Origin of the sequence: Streptomyces sp. NPDC048417 (assembly GCF_040651615.1) — a bacterium.
Lineage (GTDB): Bacteria > Actinomycetota > Actinomycetes > Streptomycetales > Streptomycetaceae > Streptomyces.
In genome coordinates, this window is the sequence record NZ_JBEZKI010000002.1 from 182,611 (window position 1) to 206,528 (window position 23,918).

Annotated in this window: 21 protein-coding genes and 2 pseudogenes; 18 read left to right on the forward strand and 5 right to left on the reverse strand. The window is 70.1% G+C overall.

Annotation, left to right across the window (positions count from 1 at the left end; translation table 11 throughout):
• Positions 1–168: 168 nt before the first annotated feature.
• Entirely contained in the window at positions 169–738 is a 570-nt protein-coding gene (locus AB0D59_RS03485; RefSeq protein WP_362560217.1) for a TetR family transcriptional regulator, read from the reverse strand.
• A 292-nt stretch (positions 739–1,030) separates the two neighbouring features.
• Between AB0D59_RS03485 and AB0D59_RS03490 the strand changes: the two genes are divergently transcribed.
• The 3 genes from AB0D59_RS03490 to AB0D59_RS03500 all read left to right on the forward strand — a co-directional run bounded on the left by AB0D59_RS03490 (position 1,031) and on the right by AB0D59_RS03500 (position 4,848).
• Positions 1,031–2,401, forward strand: coding sequence for a carboxypeptidase regulatory-like domain-containing protein (locus AB0D59_RS03490; protein ID WP_362560220.1), 1,371 nt, complete (start codon positions 1,031–1,033; stop codon positions 2,399–2,401).
• A gap of 267 nt (positions 2,402–2,668) precedes the next feature.
• Complete coding sequence (locus AB0D59_RS03495) at positions 2,669–4,177, forward strand: CoA-acylating methylmalonate-semialdehyde dehydrogenase (protein ID WP_362560223.1); 1,509 nt, start codon at positions 2,669–2,671, stop codon at positions 4,175–4,177.
• Between the two features lie 71 nt (positions 4,178–4,248).
• Positions 4,249–4,848, forward strand: a complete 600-nt coding sequence (locus AB0D59_RS03500; RefSeq protein ID WP_362560226.1) for an ABC transporter substrate-binding protein — start codon at positions 4,249–4,251, stop codon at positions 4,846–4,848.
• A gap of 236 nt (positions 4,849–5,084) precedes the next feature.
• Here the strand turns inward: AB0D59_RS03500 and AB0D59_RS03505 are convergent, their stop codons facing one another.
• Positions 5,085–5,453, reverse strand: coding sequence for a MarR family winged helix-turn-helix transcriptional regulator (locus AB0D59_RS03505; protein WP_362560229.1), 369 nt, complete (start codon positions 5,451–5,453; stop codon positions 5,085–5,087).
• 381 nt (positions 5,454–5,834) lie between these two features.
• Between AB0D59_RS03505 and AB0D59_RS03510 the strand changes: the two genes are divergently transcribed.
• The 4 genes from AB0D59_RS03510 to AB0D59_RS03525 all read left to right on the forward strand — a co-directional run bounded on the left by AB0D59_RS03510 (position 5,835) and on the right by AB0D59_RS03525 (position 9,365).
• Positions 5,835–8,639, forward strand: a complete 2,805-nt coding sequence (locus AB0D59_RS03510; protein ID WP_362560232.1) for a multifunctional oxoglutarate decarboxylase/oxoglutarate dehydrogenase thiamine pyrophosphate-binding subunit/dihydrolipoyllysine-residue succinyltransferase subunit — start codon at positions 5,835–5,837, stop codon at positions 8,637–8,639.
• A gap of 79 nt (positions 8,640–8,718) precedes the next feature.
• Positions 8,719–8,874 carry a hypothetical protein gene (locus AB0D59_RS03515; RefSeq protein ID WP_362560235.1) on the forward strand — a complete coding sequence of 52 codons (156 nt, stop codon included), beginning with the start codon at positions 8,719–8,721 and terminating at the stop codon, positions 8,872–8,874.
• The gene (locus tag AB0D59_RS03520) at positions 8,865–8,960 is read left to right on the forward strand and encodes a 1-deoxy-D-xylulose-5-phosphate synthase N-terminal domain-containing protein (RefSeq protein ID WP_362560238.1); all 96 of its coding nucleotides are present in this window, start codon (positions 8,865–8,867) and stop codon (positions 8,958–8,960) included. The genes AB0D59_RS03515 and AB0D59_RS03520 overlap by 10 nt, the downstream gene beginning before the upstream one ends.
• Positions 8,961–9,185: 225 nt before the next feature.
• Positions 9,186–9,365 carry a hypothetical protein gene (locus AB0D59_RS03525; RefSeq protein WP_362560241.1) on the forward strand — a complete coding sequence of 60 codons (180 nt, stop codon included), beginning with the start codon at positions 9,186–9,188 and terminating at the stop codon, positions 9,363–9,365.
• Positions 9,366–9,401: 36 nt separating this feature from the next.
• Here AB0D59_RS03525 and AB0D59_RS03530 read toward each other — a convergent pair whose 3' ends face one another.
• Positions 9,402–10,481: a TDT family transporter gene (locus AB0D59_RS03530; RefSeq protein ID WP_362560244.1), complete on the reverse strand. Its 1,080-nt coding sequence runs from the start codon at positions 10,479–10,481 to the stop codon at positions 9,402–9,404.
• A gap of 539 nt (positions 10,482–11,020) precedes the next feature.
• On the opposite strand from AB0D59_RS03530, the gene AB0D59_RS03535 reads away from it, so the two are divergent.
• Complete coding sequence (locus tag AB0D59_RS03535) at positions 11,021–12,025, forward strand: DJ-1/PfpI family protein (RefSeq protein WP_362560246.1); 1,005 nt, start codon at positions 11,021–11,023, stop codon at positions 12,023–12,025.
• A 72-nt stretch (positions 12,026–12,097) separates the two neighbouring features.
• Here AB0D59_RS03535 and AB0D59_RS03540 read toward each other — a convergent pair whose 3' ends face one another.
• Positions 12,098–12,502: a nuclear transport factor 2 family protein gene (locus tag AB0D59_RS03540; RefSeq protein ID WP_362560248.1), complete on the reverse strand. Its 405-nt coding sequence runs from the start codon at positions 12,500–12,502 to the stop codon at positions 12,098–12,100.
• Between the two features lie 127 nt (positions 12,503–12,629).
• On the opposite strand from AB0D59_RS03540, the gene AB0D59_RS03545 reads away from it, so the two are divergent.
• From AB0D59_RS03545 to AB0D59_RS03570, 6 genes and pseudogenes are all read left to right on the forward strand, one after another.
• Positions 12,630–12,932 carry a hypothetical protein gene (locus tag AB0D59_RS03545; RefSeq protein ID WP_362560250.1) on the forward strand — a complete coding sequence of 101 codons (303 nt, stop codon included), beginning with the start codon at positions 12,630–12,632 and terminating at the stop codon, positions 12,930–12,932.
• 87 nt (positions 12,933–13,019) lie between these two features.
• A complete protein-coding gene (locus tag AB0D59_RS03550) occupies positions 13,020–13,490 on the forward strand; it encodes a hypothetical protein (RefSeq protein WP_362560253.1) in 471 nt (156 codons plus the stop codon).
• Positions 13,444–14,172: a DNA-3-methyladenine glycosylase gene (locus AB0D59_RS03555; RefSeq protein WP_362560256.1), complete on the forward strand. Its 729-nt coding sequence runs from the start codon at positions 13,444–13,446 to the stop codon at positions 14,170–14,172. Before AB0D59_RS03550 ends, AB0D59_RS03555 begins: the two co-directional genes overlap by 47 nt.
• Positions 14,173–14,489: 317 nt before the next feature.
• Positions 14,490–15,525 (forward strand): annotated as a pseudogene (locus tag AB0D59_RS03560) (site-specific integrase).
• Entirely contained in the window at positions 15,522–15,860 is a 339-nt protein-coding gene (locus AB0D59_RS03565) for a helix-turn-helix transcriptional regulator (RefSeq protein ID WP_362560258.1), read from the forward strand. The pseudogene AB0D59_RS03560 and the gene AB0D59_RS03565 overlap by 4 nt, the downstream one beginning before the upstream one ends.
• A gap of 255 nt (positions 15,861–16,115) precedes the next feature.
• Positions 16,116–18,125, forward strand: a complete 2,010-nt coding sequence (locus AB0D59_RS03570; protein ID WP_362560261.1) for a hypothetical protein — start codon at positions 16,116–16,118, stop codon at positions 18,123–18,125.
• 346 nt (positions 18,126–18,471) lie between these two features.
• Here the strand turns inward: AB0D59_RS03570 and AB0D59_RS03575 are convergent, their stop codons facing one another.
• Complete coding sequence (locus AB0D59_RS03575) at positions 18,472–19,329, reverse strand: helix-turn-helix transcriptional regulator (protein ID WP_362560264.1); 858 nt, start codon at positions 19,327–19,329, stop codon at positions 18,472–18,474.
• 165 nt (positions 19,330–19,494) lie between these two features.
• Here AB0D59_RS03575 and AB0D59_RS03580 point away from each other — a divergent pair, with 165 nt between their 5' ends.
• From AB0D59_RS03580 to AB0D59_RS03595, 4 genes and pseudogenes are all read left to right on the forward strand, one after another.
• Positions 19,495–20,514: an aldo/keto reductase gene (locus AB0D59_RS03580; RefSeq protein WP_362560267.1), complete on the forward strand. Its 1,020-nt coding sequence runs from the start codon at positions 19,495–19,497 to the stop codon at positions 20,512–20,514.
• A 20-nt stretch (positions 20,515–20,534) separates the two neighbouring features.
• A pseudogene (locus AB0D59_RS03585) lies at positions 20,535–21,259 on the forward strand (IS3 family transposase); the annotation flags it as partial.
• 98 nt (positions 21,260–21,357) lie between these two features.
• Positions 21,358–21,786, forward strand: a complete 429-nt coding sequence (locus AB0D59_RS03590) for a DUF6884 domain-containing protein (RefSeq protein WP_362560862.1) — start codon at positions 21,358–21,360, stop codon at positions 21,784–21,786.
• An 862-nt stretch (positions 21,787–22,648) separates the two neighbouring features.
• The gene (locus tag AB0D59_RS03595) at positions 22,649–23,869 is read left to right on the forward strand and encodes a metallophosphoesterase (protein WP_362560270.1); all 1,221 of its coding nucleotides are present in this window, start codon (positions 22,649–22,651) and stop codon (positions 23,867–23,869) included.
• Positions 23,870–23,918 lie beyond the last annotated feature (49 nt).

Genomic DNA, 23,918 nt, shown 5'->3' on the forward strand with positions numbered 1-23,918 from the left:
GGTGACCGTCGCACTCAGGGCCGTCGACGGTCGCCTCGACGTCTGCGCCCTCGAAGACGAGGTACGGCCGCATGCTCACTCGGCCCTTGATGCGATGCGCCGGAAACCCGGACCGGACACCGCCTTCGGGGTGAGTTCCGCGATCAGTGCCCGGACGGGGGCACAAGCTCAGTCGGCCACCGCGACCGCGTCCCTGATGAGGCGGCGAGCGGCCATGTCGGTACGGGCGACGTCATGGGTCACCAGGCGGTCCTGGCACAGACCGCGCAGGCCGGAGACGAGGAGCGTGGCCCCGGTTCGCGCCTGCTGCGGCGAGTGCCCCAGCCGGACGTACGCCGCGGCGATGGGGCCGGTCATGACCTCGACGGTCTCGGCCGCGATGCTGCCGTACTGCTCGGGATCGGTGGCGGCCAGGCTGAGCAGCTGCAGCAGCATGCGGATCGGCCCGGACTGCTCACCGACGGTCATCGCTTCCCACAGGGCATGGGCCGCCCTGCGCAGTCCCGCGGTGTCGCTGACGTCGTCGAACATCGCGTGGACGTCGGGGCGACTGGCGGCCAGGGCCTGGGCCAGCAAGTTCTCTCGGCTGCCGAAGTAGTACAGAAGCATGCGCTTGGTGGTGCCGATCGACTCGGCGAGCGGACTCAGCGACATCTGAGCGACGCCGTGGTGCTGGAGGTGGTGCACCACCTGTTCCAGCAGCTCGGCACGCTTTTCGGCATTGACGGGACGAGGCACGGCTTTGACTGTACCGATCGGTACGCGTATCGTCCAACCGGCGTAGATGTTCCGATCGGTACATCTATCGAAGGGCGCGCCATGGCGATGGTCGGGCGCGGGCGAAGGAGAGGAACGCCGTGAAACTGGTGGGACCGCGGGTGGTACAGGACCACCGGCACCGAAGAAGCGACCGTCGGATCGCCGGGCATCGGGCCGGCCGGGCGCTCAGCGACATGGCTCGCCCGGGCGCCCGGGAGGTGGTTCTGTGAAACATGTGAAGCACCGGACCGAGCGTCCCCGCGGTGTCACCTTGGTCAAAATCCTGGCCGAGACCCTGATGATCCCGGCCCTGCTCTTCCTCGGCCTGCTGTTCTCCTTCCCCATGGCCTTCCACCAGCCTCAGCCCGACCACGCGAAGCTCGTGATCGCCGGTGCCCCGGTGACGCGCAAGGTCGACACCGCTCTGCAGCGGCAGCATCCCGGCGCGTTCGACGTCACCGCCGTGACAGACGCCCGGGAAGCCCGCCGGGCGGTACTGGACCGGGACGCCGTGGCCGGCTTCGCCGCGCAGGGCAAACACGCCGTGCTCTACGTGGCCGGAGCCAACGGGGTGAGCCTCGAGCAGGCCCTGGCCAAGGGCTTCAGCCAGCTTGCGGCGCACAACCACCAGAAGCTGACGATCACGGACGTGGCGCCCACCGTGAGCAAGGACGGACTCGGCACGATCCCGGTGTACTTCGCGATCGCCTGGAACATACCCGGCTATATCCTCGCGACGTCCCTGCTGCGGGCGGTGACCCTGAACCGCCGCAAGAAACTGCTGACGGTCGCGTGCTCCGCCGCTGTCTTCAGCGCTGTGGGCTTCTTCGTGGGCGTGGGGCTGGGCTATCTGCCCGACTCCCCCGCCGCCCTGGCGATCGCCTTCCTGCTCACCACGGCGGTGGGCACGTTCTCCCTCGGCATGGCGCCTTTCGTCAAGCACTTCTTCCCGCTCGCGGGTCTGGGCCTGTACATCGTGCTGAGCGTTCCCTCCAGCGGCCTGGTCCCCGTCCAGCTGCTGCCGAGGTTCTTCCAGGGCCTGCACACCGTCATGCCGCTGGGCAACGCGGTCGACGGCCTGAGAGGGGTCCTGTACTTCGACAATGCGGGCGTGCTCCAGCCGGCCCTTGTGCTGTGCGCATGGATCGCGGCAGGTATGACGTTGCTGGCTCTTGACGCGTGGCGGCACCACCGCACGACCGCACGGCAGGGAGCCGAGGACGAGCAGGAGGACATTCCGGAACCGCCGGTGGAGGACCCCTCCATGGAGGCGCCGGTGCCCACGGCGCTTCCGGTCCGCCCCCATCACTTCGGCGAGCTGCTGCCGATGCTGGAGGGCACCGTCCACGACGGCGAACAGCAGCCCGTCCGCCATGCCGCAGTGACCGTCATGGACACCAGCGGCCGGCAGGTCGTGCGAACCGCGACGAACGCGCGGGGCGAGTACGCCGTGACCGGTCTGCCCGAGGGATACATCAACGTGGTGGTCTCGTACCCCGGCCGCAACCCGCTGGTGCACCAGAAGCTCCTGCAGTCCGGTGTGGCCGTCCGGGCCGACTTCAGCCTGCACGACCGGCGCGACGGAACGACTCGCGCGGCGGCTCCACCCCTCGATCTCGCACCCACGGGACGCGGATCCTGAAGAGCTGACCGACTGCCGCTCGGCATCTGGTGACCCGGGCCACCACAGCGCGGGACACGAGGGAGGCACTTCGCGCCCCGGCCCTCGGATCCACCGCAACACGGCACGCGGAGCCATAGATTCCATATCAGCAGCAGTCCCGCCCGCGTGGCCGCAGTGGCACGTGCCACTGACCGAGAACGCGGCCCGGTCCGGACACAGCCAAGGCCCCTGAGGTGCAGCGACACCTCGCGGCCCGGCGCCGTCATCCTCGAAGGAGTTCCGCCGATGAAGACCGTCACCCATTGGATCGCAGGCAAACCCTACGGAGACGTCTCGGGTGCCTCAGCCACCTGGGGCCCCGTGACCGACCCCGCGACCGGAGAGGTCACCACGCGGGTGGCCATGGCCGACGCCGACGAGGTCGACGCCGCGGTCGCCGCGGCGAAGGAGGCCTACGCCGGCTGGCGCACGTCCTCGCTCGCGCAGCGGATCGCGATCCTCTTCCGCTACCGCGAGCTGCTGAACGCGCGCCGCGACGACCTCGCCGCGCTGATCACCGCCGAGCAGGGCAAGACCCACGCGGACGCGCTGGGCGAGGTGGCCCGCGGCCTGGAGATCGTCGAACTGGCCTGCGGGCTCGGCATGGCACTCAAGGGCGACATGTCCACGGAAGTGTCGAGCCGGATCGACGTGGCGTCGGTCCGCCAGCCGCTCGGTGTCATCGTCGGCATCTCACCGTTCAACTTCCCCGCGATGATCAGCATGTGGATGTTCCCCATGGCGATCGCCTGCGGGAACACCTTCGTGCACAAGCCGAGCAGCAAGGCCCCGTCCGCGTCCATACTCCTCGCGGAGCTCGCGGCCGAGGCCGGCGTGCCTGACGGCGTGCTCAACATCGTGCAGGGCGACGAGGTCGCGGTGAACGCACTGCTCGACCACCCGGACGTGGCGGCCGTGTCGTTCGTGGGCTCCACGCCGGTCGCCCGCCACGTCTACACCAGGGCGTCCGCCGGCGGCAAGCGTGTCCAGGCCCTCGGCGAAGCGAAGAACCACATGCTGGTGCTGCCCGACGCCGACCTCGACGCGGCCGCCGAAGCCGCCGTGACCGCCGCCTACGGCTCCGCGGGCCAGCGCTGCATGGCGGTCTCCGTGGTGGTCGCGGTCGGCTCGGCGGGCGACGCGCTGGTGTCCCGGATCGCCGAGCGGGCCAAGAAGCTCAAGATCGGACCCGGCGACGACCCGTCATCCGAGATGGGCCCGCTCATCACCAAGGCGCACCGCGACCAGGTCGCGGACTACGTCGCGGGCGCGGCCGCCCAGGGAGCCGACGTGGTGCTCGACGGCAGAGGCTTCACCGTCGAGGGCCTGGAGAACGGGCACTGGATGGGTGTCTCGCTCCTCGACAAGGTCAGCACGGACTCGGACGTCTACCGGAACGAGATCTTCGGTCCGGTCCTGTGCGTGCTCCGCGCGGAGACCTACGAGGAGGCCATGACCATCATCAACGGCTCCCCGTACGGCAACGCCAGCTCGATCTTCACCCGTGACAGCGGCGCGGCCCGCCGCTTCCAGCTGGAGGTCGAGGCCGGCATGGTCGGCGTGAACGTGCCGATGCCGGTGCCGGTGGGCTACCACTCCTTCGGTGGCTGGAAGGATTCGGCCTTCGGCGACCACCGCATGTACGGCAGCGAAGCCGTGCACTTCTACACGCGCGGCAAGGTCATCACGAGTCGCTGGCCTGATGCTGCCGAGACGGCCTCCGGTCCGGACCTGGGCTTCCCCGCGTCCCGCTGACGCCCGCTCAAGCAGTTGCTCGGCCCCCCAGGTTGCCTGTGCGATCTCGTGGTACCAGGCGATCGAGAAGGGTGAGGTCGGCCGGCCGGCGGCTGGCCGTACACGCCCCGCACACTGCACCGGGATGCTTCACCAGGATCGTACTGCGCAAGGCAGGCCTCGACCCGGACCGTGACATCAAGACCCTCGTCCGCCCGCCCGGCGACTACGGCATGGACCTGCGCCGGCTGCGCGACGGCGAGATCGACGCCGCGCTGGTCGGCAGCACCATGGCACCGGAGGCCGTGGCCGCCGAACACGGCTGGAATGTACTGGCCTGGATCGGAGACCACTTCCAGATCCCCACCGTGGGCCTGGCCGTCGACCCCACCTACACCGACCCGGACGGCCCCGCCGTGCAGGCCGTCCTCCGCGCACACCGGCGCGCCCTGCAAGTGATCCACAACGACCCCGACACCACGGTCCGGCACATGCGGACGTTCCTGGGCGGGCAGACGGCGGACGAGGCGCGAGCCCACTACAGCACCTACATCGCACCGCATTTCACCCTCGACGGCCAAGCCGATCCGGCCGTCGGCGACAGGGCGATCACCGCGGTCGCCGCCGAACTCGGCGTCCCTGCCGGCGTCACCGCGGCCGAGTTCTACCGCACCGCAACCACCACGTCCTAGAGGCGGATTCACGAAACGGCGGCCATGAATCCGTGCCACGGACGCCGTTTCGCGGGTGCGGTCCTCCCTGTCCTTGAGACCGCCCGACATGGGCCGATGGCATCACCGGCGCAGACTCGTGTCCGGGGACGGCGTCCGCGCGGGAAGAGCCGGAGTGCGGGAGGGAGTGGAACCGCCGAGCCCTTGGGCGCCGGCGACGACCGGATGCCGGCTGACGACCGTTGGGGGTGGATCAGTCAGAGGACGACGTGCCGGCGCAGGCGCATGTGCGCGGTCCTCTCGGCGTCGGCGAACCTGGCACGTCCTGCCTCGGTCAGTGTGACCTCGACCGTTCTGCGGTCTCTGCATCGGCGGTTGCGCTCGATCAGTCCGGCGGCCTGCAGGTTCTTCAGGAGGTAGGACATCCGGGTCGCTGATTCCTTGAGGAAGGCCGTCAGGTGGGTCACGGGCACAGGCCGGCACTCGGCTCCGGCGAGGGCACCGAGAACGAGGTAGTCGTGGAGCGACAGACCGTGCCGTGCCCGCAGCTCGCCGTGCAGGAGGCCAAGGCTCCACAGGATCGGTCGAGACTGCCGTGCGGTGTCCGCCGGATCGAAGTCGGTCATGTTTGTTCCCCGGGTGGGTTTACCGGCCGCGGGCTCGCGGCCACATGGTCGCAACCAGGTTCCCCGCGTGGCCGATTGCGGGCCGGTGGGACGTGAAGCCCTCGGATCAGGACACCGCGTCGCCCGCGCCCGCTCCGCCATTCGGCGCCGGCACCCGCGGCCGGCCGTCTGGCCGATGTCCCGATATGAGGCTGATGTGGCCCGGAGGACCGTCCGTCCCCGTTCTCTCAGGGATCTACCGTCGTCAATGCGACGTGCTCGCAGAGGTTGGTCTGTGAAGCGGGATGCCGGATCCGGGGGTACGGAACACGCGGGGCAGACGGATGTCGGGGCTGCGTCGCGATCGTAGGGCTTCACACAGGGAAGAAGGCGTTCCACGCCATGGCCTCGCAATCAGACACCGCTCGAACCGTGCTTCACGGACTGGATTTCGGACTCAACGCATGGGTCGTGGAGGAGCAGCGGCAACGTTTCCTACGCGACCCGGGCTCGGTCGAGGAGACGTGGAGGGACTTCTTCGCGACCCCGGGAGTCCCGGCCGCCGCGGTGTCCTCGCCCGTTGCGGCTGCGCAGGACACATCGCCGACCCGGCCGGTGGGCGCCGTCTTCGCCCCGGACCATGAAGACACCGACGAGGCGGCGCTCAGGGCCGTCCGGGTCGCGGCGCTCATTCACGCCTATCGCGTGCGCGGACATTTGGCAGCCGGCACGGACCCGCTCGCGGCGCAGCCCGCCGCCCATCCGGAACTGGACCCCGCCGCGTTCGGACTGCACGGCGTGGACCCGGCACAGGACGTCGTCGTGGACGGGTTCGCCGGGCGTGCCGCGACGACGCTCGATGAAGTGCTGGGCGCTCTGCGGGAGTTCTACTGCGGCAGTGTCGGGTTCGAGTACATGCACATCCAGGACTCCCGCGAACGCCGCTGGATCCAGCAGCGCGTCGAGAGCCCGCAGCAGCGGCCGGACCGTGCCCGGCAGCTGCGGATCCTTTACCGGCTGGGGGCAGCGGAGGCCTTCGAGACGTTCCTGCAGACCAAGTACGTGGGCCACAAGCGGTACTCGCTGGAAGGGGGCGAGTCGGCCGTCGTGCTGCTGGACGCCCTGCTGCACAGTGCCATCGAGGACGGTGTCGCAGAGGCCGTCATCGGTATGGCGCACCGCGGCCGGCTGAACGTCCTGGCCAACATCATCGGCAAGTCCTACGCCCAGATCTTCAGCGAGTTCGAGGACGCGGTGGACCTCGAGTCCGTACAGGGCTCAGGGGATGTGAAGTACCACCTCGGCGCGGAGGGCACCTACCACGCTCTGCAGGGCGGAACGATCGCTGTCTCGGTCGTGGCGAACCCCTCCCATCTGGAGATCGTGGGGCCGGTCACGCAGGGAGTGGTGCGCGCCAAGCAGGATCTGGCGGCAGAACACAGCGGGGCCGCGGGCGTCCTGCCGGTCGTCGTCCATGGAGATGCGGCGTTCGCCGGCCAAGGGGTGGTCGCCGAGACGCTGAACATGTCGCAGCTGCCCGGCTATGGCACGGGCGGGACGGTTCACGTCGTGGTCAACAATCAGGTGGGCTTCACGACTTCGCCTGCCAGCGGCCGCTCCAGCACTTACGCCACCGATGTGGCACGGATGGTGGAGGCCCCGATCTTCCACGTCAACGGCGACGACCCGGAGGCCGTCGACCGCGTCGCGCGGCTGGCTTTCGAGTACCGCCAGACCTTCCACAAGGACGTCGTGGTCGATCTGGTCTGCTACCGGCGCCACGGTCACAGCGAGGTCGACGACCCGTCCATCACACAGCCGGTGATGTACGACCGCATCGATGCCAGGGCGTCGGTGCGCACCCTGTACGCCGAGGCCTTGGTGGCACGCGGCGACATCAGCGAGCGGCAGGTGGAGGGTGCCCGCCGCGACTACCAGGACCATCTTGAGAGGGCCTTCGCCGAGACTCGTATGCTGCCCGCTGCCCACCCCGCCCAGGATGTCCCCGGCTCCGGCACCGGTGCCGGACAGGGCACCGCGCCGCGCGCACCGCGCCGGGCGGTGACCGCGATCGACGAGGCGACGATGCGACAGGTGATCGCCTCGCAGGCCGACCTGCCGCAGGGCTTCGCCGTGCACCCACGCGTCCTGCCGCAGCTCCACCGGCGTACGCGGACACTCGACACCGGCGCGGTCGACTGGGCCACCGCGGAGATGCTGGCGATCGGTTCACTTCTGCTGGAGGGCGTCCCGGTGCGGCTGGCCGGGCAGGACTCCCGGCGCGGCACCTTCGGCCAGCGCCACGCCGTCCTGACCGACCGCCATACGGGCGCCGAGCACACGCCGTTGCACTCCCTCGGCCCGCGGGCCGCAGGTTTCGCGCCGTATGACTCGATGTTGTCCGAACTGGCGGCGCTGGCCTTCGAGTACGGCTACGCGTTGGCCCGCCCCGAAGCTCTCGTGCTGTGGGAGGCCCAGTTCGGGGACTTCGCCAACGGCGCGCAGACGGTCGTCGACGAGTACATCGCCTCGTCCGAGCAGAAGTGGGGCCAGCGCTCCGCAGTGACGCTGCTGCTGCCCCATGGTCTGGAGGGCCAGGGCCCGGACCACTCCTCCGCCCGGATCGAGCGCTTCCTTCAGCTGTGCGCGCAGGACAACATGACCGTGGTCATGCCCTCCCTGCCGGGCAACTACTTCCATCTGCTCCGGCAGCAGGCACTGGACGGCCGCAGGCCGCTGGTGGTCCTCACCCCGAAGTCGATGCTGCGGTCGAAGGCGGCCACCTCCGCCTCGGCCGAGTTCACCCAGGGCGGCTTCCGCCCGGTCCTGCCGGACGACACCGCGGACCCGGCCCGGGTCACGCGCGTGCTGCTGTGCTCGGGCAAGGTCTACTACGACCTCGACGCCCACCGGCACACCACGGGCTCGACCGACACCGCGATCGTGCGCGTGGAGCGTCTCTACCCGTTCCCCGACGAGGAGCTGGCGGCGGAACTGGCCCGCTTCCCTTCGGGGGCGGACGTGAGGTGGGTGCAGGAGGAGCCGGAGAACCAGGGTGCATGGTCGTTCGTCGCGGCGCGTCTGCACCGGCTGGCGCGGCGCGCTGTGGAGTGTGTGAGCCGACCCGAGGCGCCCGCGCCCGCGGTCGGCTCGGGCCGCCGGCACGGTGTGGAGCAGAAGGCCCTCGTGGCGTCGGCCTTCCAGTGACCAGCGGCTCGCGCGGTGGGTATCGGCCGCCCACCGCGTATCCGTCGATGCCACGGCAGCATCGAGGAGGAGCGGCGGCATGAGCCTGCTGGCACGCATCGACCAGCCCGCGGACCCGAGGGGTCCGAGTCGGCCGGAGCTGCTCCGGCCGGCCGGGGAGATCCGCGACTTCCTGATCCGCCATGTCGCGGCCGCGGGAGCCGTCTGGGGCCCAGCCTCGACGTCGTGGAACTGACCCTGGCACTGCACCGGGTCTTCGGCTCCCCTCGCGACCGGCTGCTGTGGGACGTCGGGCACCGGCCTACGTCCACGTGTTCGTGACGGGGCGGGCCGGTGAGCTCTCCGGCCCGCGACGGCGGACTCTCCAGGTACTCCAGCCGGTGTCCGACCGCACAGGCAATCGCGGACACCGTCGCCGAGACCCTGGCCCGGGCGCACGTCTCCCCGGTACCCGCCGGCCCTCACCCCGTCCCCGCACCCACCTTCCCGGTCCGTGTGTATGCGGTCACCACGCACGAAATGGGACGTGCGACCGCAACCTCGTGGATGACGAGCATGGGCCGCGGGGAGGTCTGGATCGCCGCAGTGCTCTGGGGTGTCGTGTCCGCCGCCCTGGTGGCGGCCAAGCTCCGGTCCCGCCCCACGACCGCGCACGGATCCGCCGGTGGGGAGCAAACGGCCCGCCCGCAGAGCACGGCCTCGACGGCGCCCGGGACGCTGCCGTAGACACGGATGCCGGTGCTGAGCAGCACAGGGGCCGTGTCACCGGCGGGCGCGCTCACGCTGTCGGAAAGCATGGCGCAGGGAGTGCCACGCGACTACTGCCCATGCGGCGACGAGCAGGGCATACAGGACGACAGCGATCCAGACGAACAGCCGCGAGCCGGTACGTGCGGCGAGCGCGCTGGTGCCGGTGACGCAGGCACCGAGAGGGAAGATGAAGGACCACCAGGTGGGTGCGAAGGGCAGCCCTCTGCGGATTTCCCGTACGGTCAGCGCCGTGGCCAGCACCAACCAGAGCAGGGCGAAGCCCCAGATCCCGAGCCCACCGAGGAGCGCTGCGACCGCACTCCCGCGCGCGTACGGGGCGGGCAGCGCGCTCGGCGCCGCCGTGGCCAGCGTCCCCAGCGCCGTCACCGCCTGATCCAGCGCCCCCACACCGATCCACACCGTGGGCACCACCGCACCGGCGGGCGCGTCGTGATGCACCAGGCGGCTGTAGACCATGGTCAGCACCAGCAGGACCGCGATCAGCCCGAGGCCGAGCATCGCGTAGCAGCCCAGCAGCAGGGCCAGCCGCACCTGCCCGGCCGGCGCCCGCGGGACGAGCAGCGCGCCCGTCGCGGCGGAGACCAGCGGCGGCACCACCGGCAGCAGCCAGCCGCCGAACGCCGCATCCGGCGTGAAACGGTGCCGCGTGATCATCAGATACGGAATCGTGCAGGCGGTGGCGAGACCCAGCACCGTACCGGCCGACCACAACACCCAGTCCACATCCACCGCCGCATGCTCCCCGATCAGCCGCCGGCCGAGCAGCAGCGTCCCGGCCCCGACGGTGAGCAGCGCCATCGGCGGCGCCCCGAAGAAGTGGGCCAGTACCGGATCGCCGGCATGCGCCCGCAGCGTCCGTTGCCCGACGTAGCTGACGGCGAGCACGGTCAGCAGCAGCGCGGTCCCCGCCCAGACCACCGTGGCGGCCGCGTCGAGCCCGGGGAAGCTGCGCGGCAGGGTGGCGGCCGCCGCGGCGACGATCCCGCTGCCCATGGCGGCCGCGAACCAGCCGGGACCGAGTCGGCCCCGCTCCCTGCCGGTCGCCTCGTCCGGCTGGTCGCGGACATGCACGGACGGTCTCGGGGGCGGGCCGACCTGGGACGGGACCGCTCGGCTGGTACTGGCGTGGGGTGTCACGGCGCGGAGTGCCTCTTCTTCTCGTGTCGGATTCGTCACCGCCCACGATCAGCGACGGTGACCGGCCGACCGGCCAGACCGCACCCGGCAGCTCACGGGACGCGGCCGAGACCGTCGGCCCGTTGGCGCCTTTGACGCTATGGCGAAGCACCGCTCCCGCCACAGAACAGCACGCGCCATGACACCCTCACACCAGGACATCGAGCACCGTGGAGGCCCGCTGCCGAGTGTCGGCCAGATGCCCCGATGTCCTTGTCGGAGCGTGTTGTGGCCGCATGTGCGGGCATGACGAGACGGCAGGCGACCGCTGACAAGGGGTGAGACGCCGAAACCCGACGCCTCGATCCACACAACGGAACGCAGCATCATCCCGCAGGGACGCGGACGACACTCGGCACGGGCGCGGGCGGGGCGTCGCCGGGCGGATGATGGTGCCTTACGTTGCAGGCCACATTCCGTCCGGGAGGCGCACGATGAAGGACACGCAGTCGGGCAGGAAGCCGCTCCTGGTGACCGTGCTGGTCTTCCCCGGCGTACGCCTGCTGGACGTCACGGGCCCGATCGAGGTGTTCGCGACGGCCAACGAATTCGGCGGCCGTTACCGCGTGCGCACGGTCTCCCCCGACGGCGCCGACGTGGTCACCGCAGCCAGCACCGGACTACGCGTCGACCTGGCTGCCGCGCAGGTGCAGGAGGCCAGCGACGTGGTCGTCATTCCCGGCGGCCCGGAGTGGCCCTCCCTCATCAAGGACGACGCCCTGCTGGACGCCATAGGGGCGCTCGACGCGCGCAGCTGTCGCACCGCGTCCATCTGCACCGGAGCCTTCCTCCTCGCCGCGGCCGGACTGCTCGACGGACGCAGGGCGACCACGCACTGGCGCTTCGCCGACCAGCTCGCTCTGCGCTACCCGCAGGTGACCGTGGAGGCGGACGCCCTGTTCGTGCGCGACGGTCACATCATGACCTCTGCGGGCGTCAGCTCGGGCATCGATCTCGCGCTCGCCCTGGTCGAGGAGCACCTCGGCGCCGATGCCGCCCGCGCCGTGGCCAAGGACATGGTCGTGTTCATGCAGCGGCCGGGAGGCCAGTCGCAGTTCAGTGTCCGTACCCACACCCCGCGCGCGAGACAGGAGATGCTGCGCCGGGTCCTGGACGCGGTCGCCGAGGACCCGTCCGCCGATCACACCCTCGCGGCCATGGCGCGCCGGGCGGGTGTGAGTGCCCGCCACATGACACGCCTGTTCCACGACGAGATGTCCACGACCCCGGCCCGCTACGTCGAGCAGGTCCGCATGGAAGCCGCCCAGGCGATGCTGGAAGGCAGCGACGACCCCACGGCCACGGTGGCCCGGCGCACCGGTTTCGGGTCACCCGAGTCGCTGCGCCGGGCCTTCACGCGCAACCTCGGGATCACGCCGGGGGCCTACCGGGCTCGCTTCCGTACCACGCACACGACAGGCGATGGCAAGCACGCCTGATGCCCTTGAAGTATCCGGCCGACACTGGCAATCGCCGAACTCCGACAGGCGGGCCGTGCCGGACGAGGCCAATCAGGCCTCCTCGATGGTCCGCCCCGGCATCGGCTCTGCGAGCGCGGCCCGCCACGCGGGCGTGCCGAAGGGACCGGCGAAGTACTGTGTCGCGTGCACGACCTGCTGGTCGGCGAACTCCATGACGCTCACCGAGTACGACGGCACACCGTCGTAGGTGATGACACATTCGCTCACCCACACATCCGCGTGGCCGGTGATGCGCAGGATGGTGAAGCGCCGGTCGGCCGGGTGCCCGCCGCGTTGCGCCGCGATCGTCTCACGGCCCCGGAAGCGTTCGCCCGACTGCGGATAGTCCAGCATCGCGTCCGCAGCGTAGATCGCATGCTCGGCCTCGAAGTCTCCTCGTTCCGAAGCCCGCCAATGCTCCTCGATCGCAGCCCTGATCTGGGACTCGGCGTCCATGGCACCGCCCCTTCCGTCGTGGTGACAGCCTAGATATCTCCGACCGCCGCCGCCCGGGCGCCTTTGCGGACCGCCTACCGATGCCGTTCACGGAACCGAGCGAGCTACCGGTCCCGAATTGATCTCGATGACACCAACGGCACGGGCCCGCGTGTCGAGGTCGCCGCGCCGGCCCGCCGGATCGATCGGCTGCCGCACCGAGTGCTGGCCTACCGGCCCGCACCGAGTGCTGGCCTACCGGGGCACGGACGGATTCCCCGTCATCCTCCCGGTGAAGATCACCGGGTACGACGACACCGGACTGCACCTGGACGCTCCCTGCCACCTGCTGCCGACCGGCGGCCGCAGAGCCGGGTTCCTCGCCCACGCCTTCGAGCCGCACGTCCGGCATGTAGATCATCTGGCTGGCGGGCGACTTCGAGATCCGTGAGGACGAGCAGGGCGCGGAGGAGCGAGGTCGCATGGGCGAAGCCGACGCTTCGCCTCCTTCGACGAACTGTCGCAGAACGACCAGCGGGTGCATCTGCCGTGCTTCCCGCAGGACGACCTGCGGGCCGACCTCGACTTCGCGGCCAAGGTCCGCGAAGTCGCCGACCGGATCGACGCCGCCCCTGCGCAGGTCACCCTCACCCGGTTCGTCGCCCAGGGCCCGCACGTCGTGGCCATCCCGGCCCCCGTCGGCGCCGCCCACGTCGTCGGGCTTGAGCAGGCGGGGACGGCCTCCCGTCGACCGGCGTCCGATGATGCCGGGCCGGTCTCGTCGAACCAGTGGATCTCACGCACGGGGCGTCCTCATCTGACGGTGCCGGCGGTGTCGGGCTCCGAGGTCCGTATCCGAGCGTCCTGTGGCAGCTTCTCGGGCCATGGGGCGACGCGAGGAGAGCGCTGGGGTGGTGGGGTGCCGCATCCGGCGTCCCGGAACCTCGACAGGAGACAGCGACTTGACAGAGAACTGGGCGGTCCCGGGCTCGGCCGGGGCCGATCATGAGCAGATGCGGGCGTTCGGTGAGCCGGAGGCGGCATCGGCAGCGCGGCCCGCCTTGCGCGAGCACTTCTTCGACCGGCCCGCCCTGGAGGTGGCCCCCGAACTCCTGGGTGCTCTGGTGGTCTCGCGCTTGGAGCGCGGCGTGACGGCGGTGCGTATCACCGAGGTGGAGGCGTACGAGGGGCCGGACGATCCGGCCTCGCACGCGTTCCTGGGCCCGAACCGGACCAATCGAGCGGAGTTCGGGGCCCCGGGAACCTTCTATGTGTACCGGACGCACGCGGTGCATCGGTGCCTGAACGCCGTCTGCGGACCAGGGCGGCGTCCCGCTTCGGTGCTGCTCCGGGCCGGCACCGTCGTGGCGGGAGCAGACGCGGCGCAAGAACGACGGGGGCCTGGGGTGCGGGCGCGCGACCTGGCGCGTGGCCCGGCCAACCTCGCCCGGGCGCTGGGCATCGCCGATCTGCGTCATGACGGGCAGTCAGCATGCGACGCGGCGGGGGAGTTGTTTCTCGCCGAGCCCGCCGGGGGCGTCTCGTCCGCGCGGGTCGGCCGAGGGCCTCGGACCGGGGTGGGCGGTCCTGCTGCCTCGTACCCCTGGCGCTTCTGGATGCTGGGCGAGTCGAGCGTCAGCCCCTATCGGGCGCACCCGGGGGACCGCCAACGGATGAGGGCGCAGGGCTGACTCCTCCGCCGTCCTGAAACCCGTCCGGGTGCCGGCACTAGTGGATGACGTGCAGGTTCCCCGAGGGCTTCTGAGAGCGGAGAAGGTGCTCGTCAGCAGGTCAGCGGGGTGCGTGACGCCTATTTCGTGATCTCCAGGAATTTGCGAGTAACTTGGAGAAGTTCGCTTAGACTGCAGTAATCTTTGCGCTTGTGTCAGATTCCGAAGGTCGCAGCCTCACTCTCGTGCCGCCGCCACGTACCGCGCAGGAGGGCTCAGGTCCGATCGAGACCGGTTTGGCAGATGTCGTCACCCTCCAGCGGCGCCGCCAGGCCCGGATGTCCGCCCAGGACGAGGAGAGCTTCTTCGTCGACGCGCTTACCGAGTACCAGTGGGCACGGCACTCGGCCGGACTGGCCCCGTCGACGATCGACCAGCTGATCAAGCCGGTCATCGAGGTCTGCGACTTCTACGGCACCGTGCCGTGGCACCTGACCCCGCGCGACGTTGACAAGTACTTCGCCGGCCCGGGGAAGCGCGCACACAACACCCACCGGCAGAAGCTCAACCACATCGACGCGTTCTTCGCCTTCCTCGAACAGCGCTATGCCCACGAGATCATGATGCGATTCGGGGCGACGGTGGAGTCACCGGTCGACCCGTTCAACAGGCCCGTCCACCGTGGGGACTTCGGGCTGCGGATCCCACCCTCGCAGACGGCGATGAAGGAGTTCTTCGCCCGCTGGCGGGAGCAGTTGCCGTACGCCCGGAAGTACGCCGTGGCCTGCCGCGACTACGTACGTCTCCGGTGTACGGGCTGCCGAGCTGTGCCCGATGACGATCGGTGACGTCCACTGGGAAGACGGCCAGTGGGGCCGGTTCGTCGTCCAGGGCAAGGGTGCTCGCGGCTCGGGGCCAAGGCCCCGTGAGGCGTACATGTTTCGCGAGGGACGCGAGCTGCTCTGGTGGTACATCGAGGAGGTCCGGGCGGAGTTCGGCGACGACGCCGATCACCCGTCGGCGCCCCTGTGGCCGTCCGAGCGGAAGCCCAAGGCGATAGCGGCGCTGAACCTGCCGATCGCGTCGGCGATCACACTGTCAACGTTCCGCCGCCAGCTCCACGCGGCGGCCGCGAGCTACCTGACCGGCCCGGTCACCGACCTCTTCCCGCACCTCCTCCGGCACGCCTGCGCGACCCACAATCACGAGCGAGGCATGACGCTGTGGGAGGTCCAGCGCGTTTTGGGCCACCACTGGGCTACCACGACTCTTCGATATATGGCGACTGCACAGGCCGACCCCGAGCATGCCAATGTTGCAGCGAGCTCGCGGGCGGCCCAGCGCCTGGTGATGGACAAGGGGAACCTTCGGTGAAGTGGAATCTGAGGATGGTGGCTGCTCAGCGGGACCTGTGGCGTCCCACCGAGTTGCTGGAGGCGTTCAAGACGGTCGGGTTCACGCCGTCGCTGAGCAAGGTCGCAGCGATGTGGAGCGGCACACCGGTCACGGTGCGGCTCGACGATCTGGACAAGATCTGTGCGGTGCTGAACTGCACCGTTGGCGATCTGCTCCAGGCCGAGCCCCTGGAGGCCGCCGCGGGAGAGACCGAAGCACTGCCCAAGGCGGTGGGCGCTGAAGGCTCCGGCGGGGGGCCTGTACGGCCGACGCCCCGTCAGCAGGGCAGCCGTCGCTCGCTGCCGCCGAACTGACGAATGGCGGCACGATCTCATCCTGCTCAGTGCCCGGACTGCAAGGGCTGGGGGGTTCTCGGGCTGGCCGCGTGCCAGGGGTGCATAGAGTGGCGGAAGAAGCATCCTGAGCAGGGCGTATGTCTGCGCTGCCGTCACAAGGGATACCTCAACTCCGACCGTCTGTGCCGGGCATGCCTGCACGCTGTCCGGCTCGACACCGACGCCGCGTGGGTCACCGATCCTGAAGGCGCCGGTCCTCGGAGCCGCCAGCTGATGTTCCTCTACTACGGCCTTGCCCCCACCCACGCCCAACCGCTGAGGAAGTACGGCAGCCGCACCGGCCGCACCGGCACCGATCAGCGCGAGCGGCTGCACTGGGTGGAACACCTGCGCGCGGCCGCGGCCCCGACCCGAGACGACCCTGCGGTCCTCCCACCCACCGTCCCGGGGCAGCTACCGCTCTTCCCAGTCCGCCGGATGCTGTCCATCGACGTCTGCCGGCGCATTCTGCAGAGGCCGCTCGCCGGCTACCGCGACGTCGTCGAGCACACCGCGGCGTTCGCGGCGGACACCGGCATCGGCAAACCCATGCAGCGCAAGCTGCACGAGATGCTGCGCCTCGCGCTCGCCGTGCGCGACGCGGATGGCGACGACCTCGTCGATGAGCTGGTCCTCGACGACATCCCCAACTACGGCCGGTCCGTCCGGGCGATCCTTCTGCGGGCGGAAATGCTCAGGCCCCTGCCAGAGCCGCGCGAACCCGACCGTCCCCAGCGGTCACGGACGTCACGGACCACGCGCCGGATATGGGCGCCCCGGGCGATGACACCGAGGTCCTGCCAACAGTGCGACTCCTGGTTCACAGCGAAGACGAAGGTCACCTGCGAGCCCTGCTCATCCTTCGCCGCCCGGAAGAGAGGAAAGAGCCCTGCATCCGCGGGAGCGTGCGACCGCTGCCGCCGTGTCGACCTGCCGCTCGCCGATGGATACTGCCGCGGATGCCGATGGCACGTAGCCAACTACGGCCCAGGGGACATCGCCCGGTTCGGAACGCAGTTGTGGCTCGGTTCACCGGTCCCGGCACCCACAAGCCTGCGTCACTCGGACGTGGCCCCGCCTACTCCGCGCTGTCTGCCGACGCTCACGGACTCGGCCGAGCGGCTGCTCGCCGACCTCGACAGCGTGATGAAGCAGGAGATGTGGTCCAAGGTCCCCGCCACCAAGACCCGAAACACGCTGACCGTCCTGGTGTCCTGGCTCGGCGCCGATGCCCCGCTGGTGGAGTCCGACATCCGGGCGCTCGTCGACAACCGTCCCCTGAAGTTCAGCGGGCGGCGGATCACACAGTTCCTTGAAACCCGAGGGCTGCTGATCCCGGATGTCGAGTTTCGCCGGGACGCACAGCAGAAGCGCTTGGAGGCCGAGCTCGCCGCACTGCCCGAGAGGATCGCACAGGAACTCTCGGTCTGGATCAAGGCCGTGCGCGGAGAGGGCAAGTGGGAGCACACCGGCCGCACCTACCGGAGCATCGCCCGCTACTGGCATGTACTGGACCCGATCCTCAAGGGATGGCTCGCGAACGGCATCAAGAGCCTCCGCGAGATCACCCAGGACGACGTCAAGCGGGCCATCGCCACCCGCAAGGGGACGCCGGCCCGCTCGGTCCACATCGTCCTGCGGAACGTCTTCCGGGCCCTTCGGCAGGAAGGCGTGATCTTCCGCGATCCCACCCGCGGCCTCGTCTTCGCCGGGATCAACAAGACCCCGCCTTCCGTGCCCTCGGACCGGCTGGCCGGCGTCCTCAGCCATGCGCAGAACGACTTCCAGCGCTTCGTGATGGTGCTGGTCTGCGTCCACGCACTCAGCGGCACCGACATGCGCCACCTGCTGCTCACCGACCTCGACCTGTCCCGTGAGCGCCTCATCGTCCGGCGCTCCGGCAAACGGCACATCATCTACCTGGACGAACTCACCTATCGCTGCGCCTCCGCGTGGCTCCGTGAACGTCACCGCCGCTGGCCGGTGACGACCAACCCGCATCTGCTGATCAACCGATGGACTGCGGTAGATACCACTCACTCGCCCATCGGCACCACGTTCACCGCCATCTTCCGGCCCACCGGACTCACGATGCCGACGCTGCGGCAGGACCGGATCCGTGACGAGGCGTTCGAGGTCGACGACCCGCTCCACCTGATGCGCCTGTTCGGCATCTCCTCTCAAACTGCAATGCGGTACATCACCGCGGCCCACCCCGAACGCACTGCGAAGCTCCCTCGATGAGGTGAGCAACGGTGCAGGGGGCTCGAAGGCATGGTTCTCCGGCATGAGCCACGCCGTCGAGCCCTCCCGCTTGGGGTGCTTGACTGTCGCCTCACCGTCGATCACGGCCGCGCCGTTGCCTGGGTTCCAGGTGGGGCCGCAGTGGTGAAGAGTCCAGGTCCCGGTTGCGGGCAGCGGCTGGGACCTGGAATTGCCCGCTGTATCGCCCTCGGCGTTCTGCGCCCGGCCGGGGTCCCTCCCGCCAGGACACTGGCCGAGCGGCTGTCCGGCCGGCCGCGATGACGAGGTTCTTCATGGTCTGATGAGGTTCTTCATGGTATGCGGCGGGTCGGGACTGCGCCTGCGATCATGTGTCCGTTCCGGCGCCCGTCAGCGCCTGGACGCCGACGACGTCCAGCAGCCGCAGCCGCTCGGCGGTCTCGCTGCCCTCCGCCGCGCTGAAGGCCATGATCCGCAGGTCGGTGCCGAGCGCCGCGAGGATGTCGCAGTCGAGGGTGAGCTCACCGACGCTCGCGTGCCGGACCGTCTTGGTCAGGGACTCGTGCACACCCACCACGCCGGAATCCCACAGCGCCGCGAAGTCACTGCTCCGGGTACGGAGCTCATCGATCAGTGCGGCCAGTCCGGCGTCCTTCGGATAGCGGGCCGACGCCGCTCGCAGGTCGGACACGAAGGCCGCGCGGTGACCCGTCTTCCGGCTCACCGCCTGGGGGTATCCGGCGGGCGGTGCGACGAAGGACCACCACACCGCATTCCTCCCGAAGCCGCGTGACGGTGGCGGGTCACCGAACAGCGCCGCCCACAACGGGTTCCACGTGATGAGGTTCCAGGCGGCGTCGTACACACTCAGCGGTGTGCCGGTCAGTCGATCCAGCAGGCGCTGGACGCCTGCCGGCACATGATCGGAAACCTGCCCGGCGCTCGGCACTGCCTGACCGGCGAGCACGAAAAGGTGCTCACGCTCCGCCGTCGCCAGCCGCAATGCCCGAGACAACGCGGACAGTACTTGCGGGGACGGATTAGTCGACCTGCCCTGTTCGAGCCGCACGATGTAGTCGACGGACAAGCCGGCGAGCAGGGCGAGCTCCTCACGCCGCAGGCCTGGCGCGCGCCGCCCTCCGTCGTCCGGCAGGCCGACCTCGGCCGGTTTCGTGCGATCCCGCCAGGCGTGCAACGCCCTACCGAGATCCGTGGTTCCGGTCATCTCCCGAGTATCGCCGATCGGCCGCGTCCCGTCGTGGTATTGCGGGTCCACCGGCTGCGGCGGGTACTGGTCGATGCCCGCGGATCCGTGGACGGTGGATGTACCGGCCGACGGCCGGTGGCCGGCGGGGGCCCACCCGCCGCTCTGCGCCGAAGGAGCACGTTCATGGAGTACCGCAACCTCGGGCGGACCGGGATCAAGGTCAGCCCCTACGGACTCGGCACGCTGATGTTCGCCAGCCAGATGGGCAACGACCCGGACGAGTCGGTCCGGATCATCCACAAGGCGATCGACGCCGGGATCAACCTCATCGACACCGCCGACCGCTACGCCGACTCGGAGGACATCGTCGGAAGAGCCCTGAAGGGCCGCCGCGACGAGGTGGTCCTGGCCACCAAGGTCGGCCTGCCCATGGGCGAGGGCCCCAACCAGAAGGGCGCCTCCCGCCGCTGGATCACCACCGCCGTCGAGAACTCCCTGCACCGGCTCGGCACCGACCACATCGACGTCTACCAGCTCCAACGGCCCGACCCGGACACCGACCTGGAGGAGACCCTTTCCGTCCTGACCGACCTCGTCAGGGCCGGCAAGGTGCGCGCCATCGGCTCGTCGACCACGCCCGCCTCGATGATCGTCCAGGCCCAGTGGGTCGCCGAACGCGCCGGGCTGCAGCGGTTCCGCACCGAGCAGCCGCCGTACTCGATCCTGAACCGTGGCATCGAACGCGAGGTCCTGCCGCTCGCGCAGGAGTACGGAATAGGCGTCATGGTGTGGGGCCCGTTCGGCCAGGGCCTGCTGACCGGCCGGGTGCGCAAGGGCGGTGACAACGACCTCAAGCGCGTCCAGTTCTCCCGTCACCTGTCCGACGAGCGCCGCATCGACGTCGTCGAACAGCTCGTCCCGCTCGCGAAGGAGGCCGGCCTGCCCATGACCCACCTGGCCATGGCCTTCACCATCGCCCACCCGGGCGTCAGCGCCGCGCTCCTCGGCCCGCGCACCATGGAACACCTCGACGACCTTCTGGCCGGGGCCGACGTCGAGCTGTCCGACGACCTCCTCGACCGGATCGACGAGATCGTCCCGCCGGGCATCGACGTCACCGCGCTCGACCAGGAATACCGGCCCCCGGCCTTGCTCGAGACCGCTCTCCGGCGTCGTCCCGCCGGGCTCCGGTCGGCGGCCTGAGCCCCAGAGGCCCGGCGGCAGTGTGCCCGGGGACGTGGTCCGGTCCCTGGCACACCGCGGGCAGGCGCACCCACGCCTACACCGACAAAACCGGCCCCGAGTTCAGGAAGGACGCCGTCGCGCTCTACCGCGCCGCGGCCGGGAAGCGGACGTGTGCGGCGGTTGCCGCGGGTCTCGGTATCACCGCGGAGTCGCTTCGGACCTGGGTGCGCAAGGACGAGGCCCAGGCCGCGCCCGAGGACCGCGATGGCAGCGTGAGCGCGGCGGAGGCGCTGGCCCGGCTGCGGGCGGAGAACGCCCGGCTGCTCAAGGCCGAGCAGGAGTGGCAGCTGGAGCGCGAGATCCTGCGCCGGGCAGCGGCCTATTTCGCCCGAGAGGTGAAGTGAGCCCCTGCCGCTGGGACTTCGTCTCCGAGAACCGCGCTGACTTCGGCGTGCAGCGGATCTGCTGGGTGCTCGGGGTGTCCCGTGCCGGCTACTACCGGCATCTGGCCACCGGGCAGGCCCGCGCCGAGCGCCGGGCCGAGGAGAAGCGGACCGTGAGCGAGATCCGCGCCATCCATGCCGAACGCCAGGGGGCGTATGGGGCTCCGCGCGTCCATGCTGAGCTGCATGCGAGGCGGCGGAGGATCAACCGCAAGCGCGTCACCCGGCTGATGCGGATCAACCACATCGTGGGCCGGCACCTGCGGAAGAAGAAGGGGACGACGATCGCGGACAGGACCGCGCCGCCCGCGCCGGACCTGGATGAGCACAGGTACCCCTCTGACCCCAGGCACGAAGGCTGAACTCGCACGACCGCCCCCTGATACAGGGAACTGGCGTCCGGGTTCGACGTACTTCCCTGCGGGATTCCGGGAACACGGGCGCTTCCCCGTGCGGCAGCCGCAAACTGGGCTCGCCAGCACGCGCGGCAGACATCTACGTCGGCTCCTACCACCGGGCATGCCGCAAGGCGGCCGACGCACTGCAACCCGACCGGCTGCTCATCCTCTCCGCACGCCACGGGCTCCTCGACCTCGACGACGTCATCGAGCCGTACGACACACCCCATGGCGCAGCCGACGCAGTAACGGGCCGAGTCCTTCTCGAGCAGGCAACCATGCGGGACATCGTGGGCCTCGACCCCGTGGTGGCCCTCGGCGGCGCACGACACATCAGCCTCGTGCGCTCCGTCTGGCCGCACATCCACACGCCGTTGGCCGGAACACGCGGCATGGGTGAGCAAATGGCCCGGCTTGCAGCAATACGCGAAGGACGGGACTACATCTGACATGACGCCACGTGCGGCGGCCGCTCGGGCGGCCGGCCTGGCAGCGGCCGTAGGGCCGCACGCCGCGGCACGGACTCCTGACACGGCCGGGGAGAGAGGAAAACCATGAGGCGTCGCTGGACTCGGCCGCGTTCACGCGAGGAGCGCGGGAACTGGGTCCAGAACACCTCGGTCTCGCTGTCGCCGACCGTCACCCCCCGCACCTCTCGTCCGCCGTCCTCGGTGATGCTCCCCCAGCGGCGATCACCACGGCCCGGGAGACCTCGGCCGGTAGTGCGGAGTAACCGGCGGCCGAGTCCCGGTCTCTGTCGAAATCGCCGCGGGGCGGACGCGCCTACGCCAGCGCCAGTCAGCACCTTCTCGGGGAAGGGTGCCATGGCGGATGGCACCGGTGTCTTTTTCTCCAAGCAGATCTGCGTGAGGCGCTCGCCGCTTACCAAGAGCATCCCGGAACCGAATCGTGTACGGGTGCGGGCAACTCGTCGACCTGGAGCAACCACACGCCGGACACCGTCCGCTCCCATGCTGACCTCTTGCTGACCCGGGCGCGGCGATCACGGCTCTGACCTGCGGAAACGCCCAAACGCTAGATCTTGGACTTGAACATGGTGCGCAGCATTCTGTGCTCCCAGAAGACGGCTCTCCGCCCACCTTCTACAGGTCGGAGGCACCCTTGACCGTACAGAGGCACGCCCTCGAATGGCGGCTCATGCCGAGAGAAGGGAGGTGTCGGCGGCGGAGTCCTGCCATCCCGCACGGAACCCTTCGTCCCACGGGGCCGCGCCCATGGACACCGGTCCGTCCGGCCCGAGGGCGACCGGATACAGTGCGCGAGACGGCAGCCCGGTCAGGGAGGGGAAGCGTGACCGACACCAGCAACACCCGGCCCGCCGAGGGTGAAGCACAAGCGCCGCGGCAGAGCCCACTGCACCGCCTGATGCGCTACATCCCACTGATCGCGCCCGTCCTGCTGTGGGCCGTGCCCTGCTGGGTGCTCCTGTACAGCGGCCAGCACTGGCCGCTGCCCGTCGCGCTGGTCGGCACCGCCCTGTTCGCCCTCGGCCTCGTAGGTATGCCGCTCGCGATGGTGCGCGGCCACGGCCGGCGCCAGCAGGACTGGGCGGCGATCATCGGTGACACCCTGCTGGGCAGCAGCTGGGTTCTGTTCACGTGGTCCGTTCTGCTCGGCGTCGTGTTGCGGCTCGCCCTGACCGTGGCCGGCGTCGGTGAGAGCCAGGACCGGGCCCGAATCGTCACTTACGCCGTCCTCGGCGTAACCGCCGTGCTGCTCGCCTGGGGGTACGCCGAGGCCCGCCGCGTGCCGCGCGTGCGCCGCCTCGACGTGCAACTCCCGCGGCTGGGTGCCGGGTTGGACGGCCTCCGCGTCGTCCTCATCACCGACACCCACTACGGCCCACTCGATCGCGCCCGCTGGTCGGAACGGGTCTGCGAGACGGTGAACGCTCTGGAGGCCGACCTGGTCTGCCACACCGGCGACATCGCGGACGGCACAGCCGAACGCCGCCGCGCCCAGGCCCTTCCACTCAGTACTGTGCGGGCCACCCGGGCCCGGGTCTACGTCACCGGCAACCACGAGTACTACAGCGAGGCCCAGGGCTGGGTCGACCTGATGGACGAGCTGGGCTGGGAGCCGCTGCGCAACCGCCATCTGCTGCTCGAGCGCGGCGGCGACACCCTGGTGGTCGCCGGCCTGGACGACGTGACCGCCGAGTCCTCCGGCCTGGCAGGCCACCGCGCCCATCTCGCCGGAGCCTTGCACGGCGCCGACCCCGACCTGCCCGTCCTGCTCCTGGCACACCAGCCCAAGTTCGTCGACCGGGCGGCGGCCGACGGCGTCGACCTCCAACTCTCCGGCCACACCCACGGCGGCCAGATCTGGCCCTTCCACCACCTGGTCCGCATCGACCAGCCCGCTCTCGCCGGCCTCAGCCACCACGGCGCCCGCACCCTCCTCTACACCAGCCGAGGCACCGGCTTCTGGGGCCCGCCGTTCCGCGTCTTCGCCCCCAGCGAGATAACCCTGCTCGTGCTCCGGTCCCCGCACCCGCCCACCTCGCCGTAGCACGCGAGACCACCAGAGAGGCCCGAAGGGCTCCATCCCCGGTCCAGCC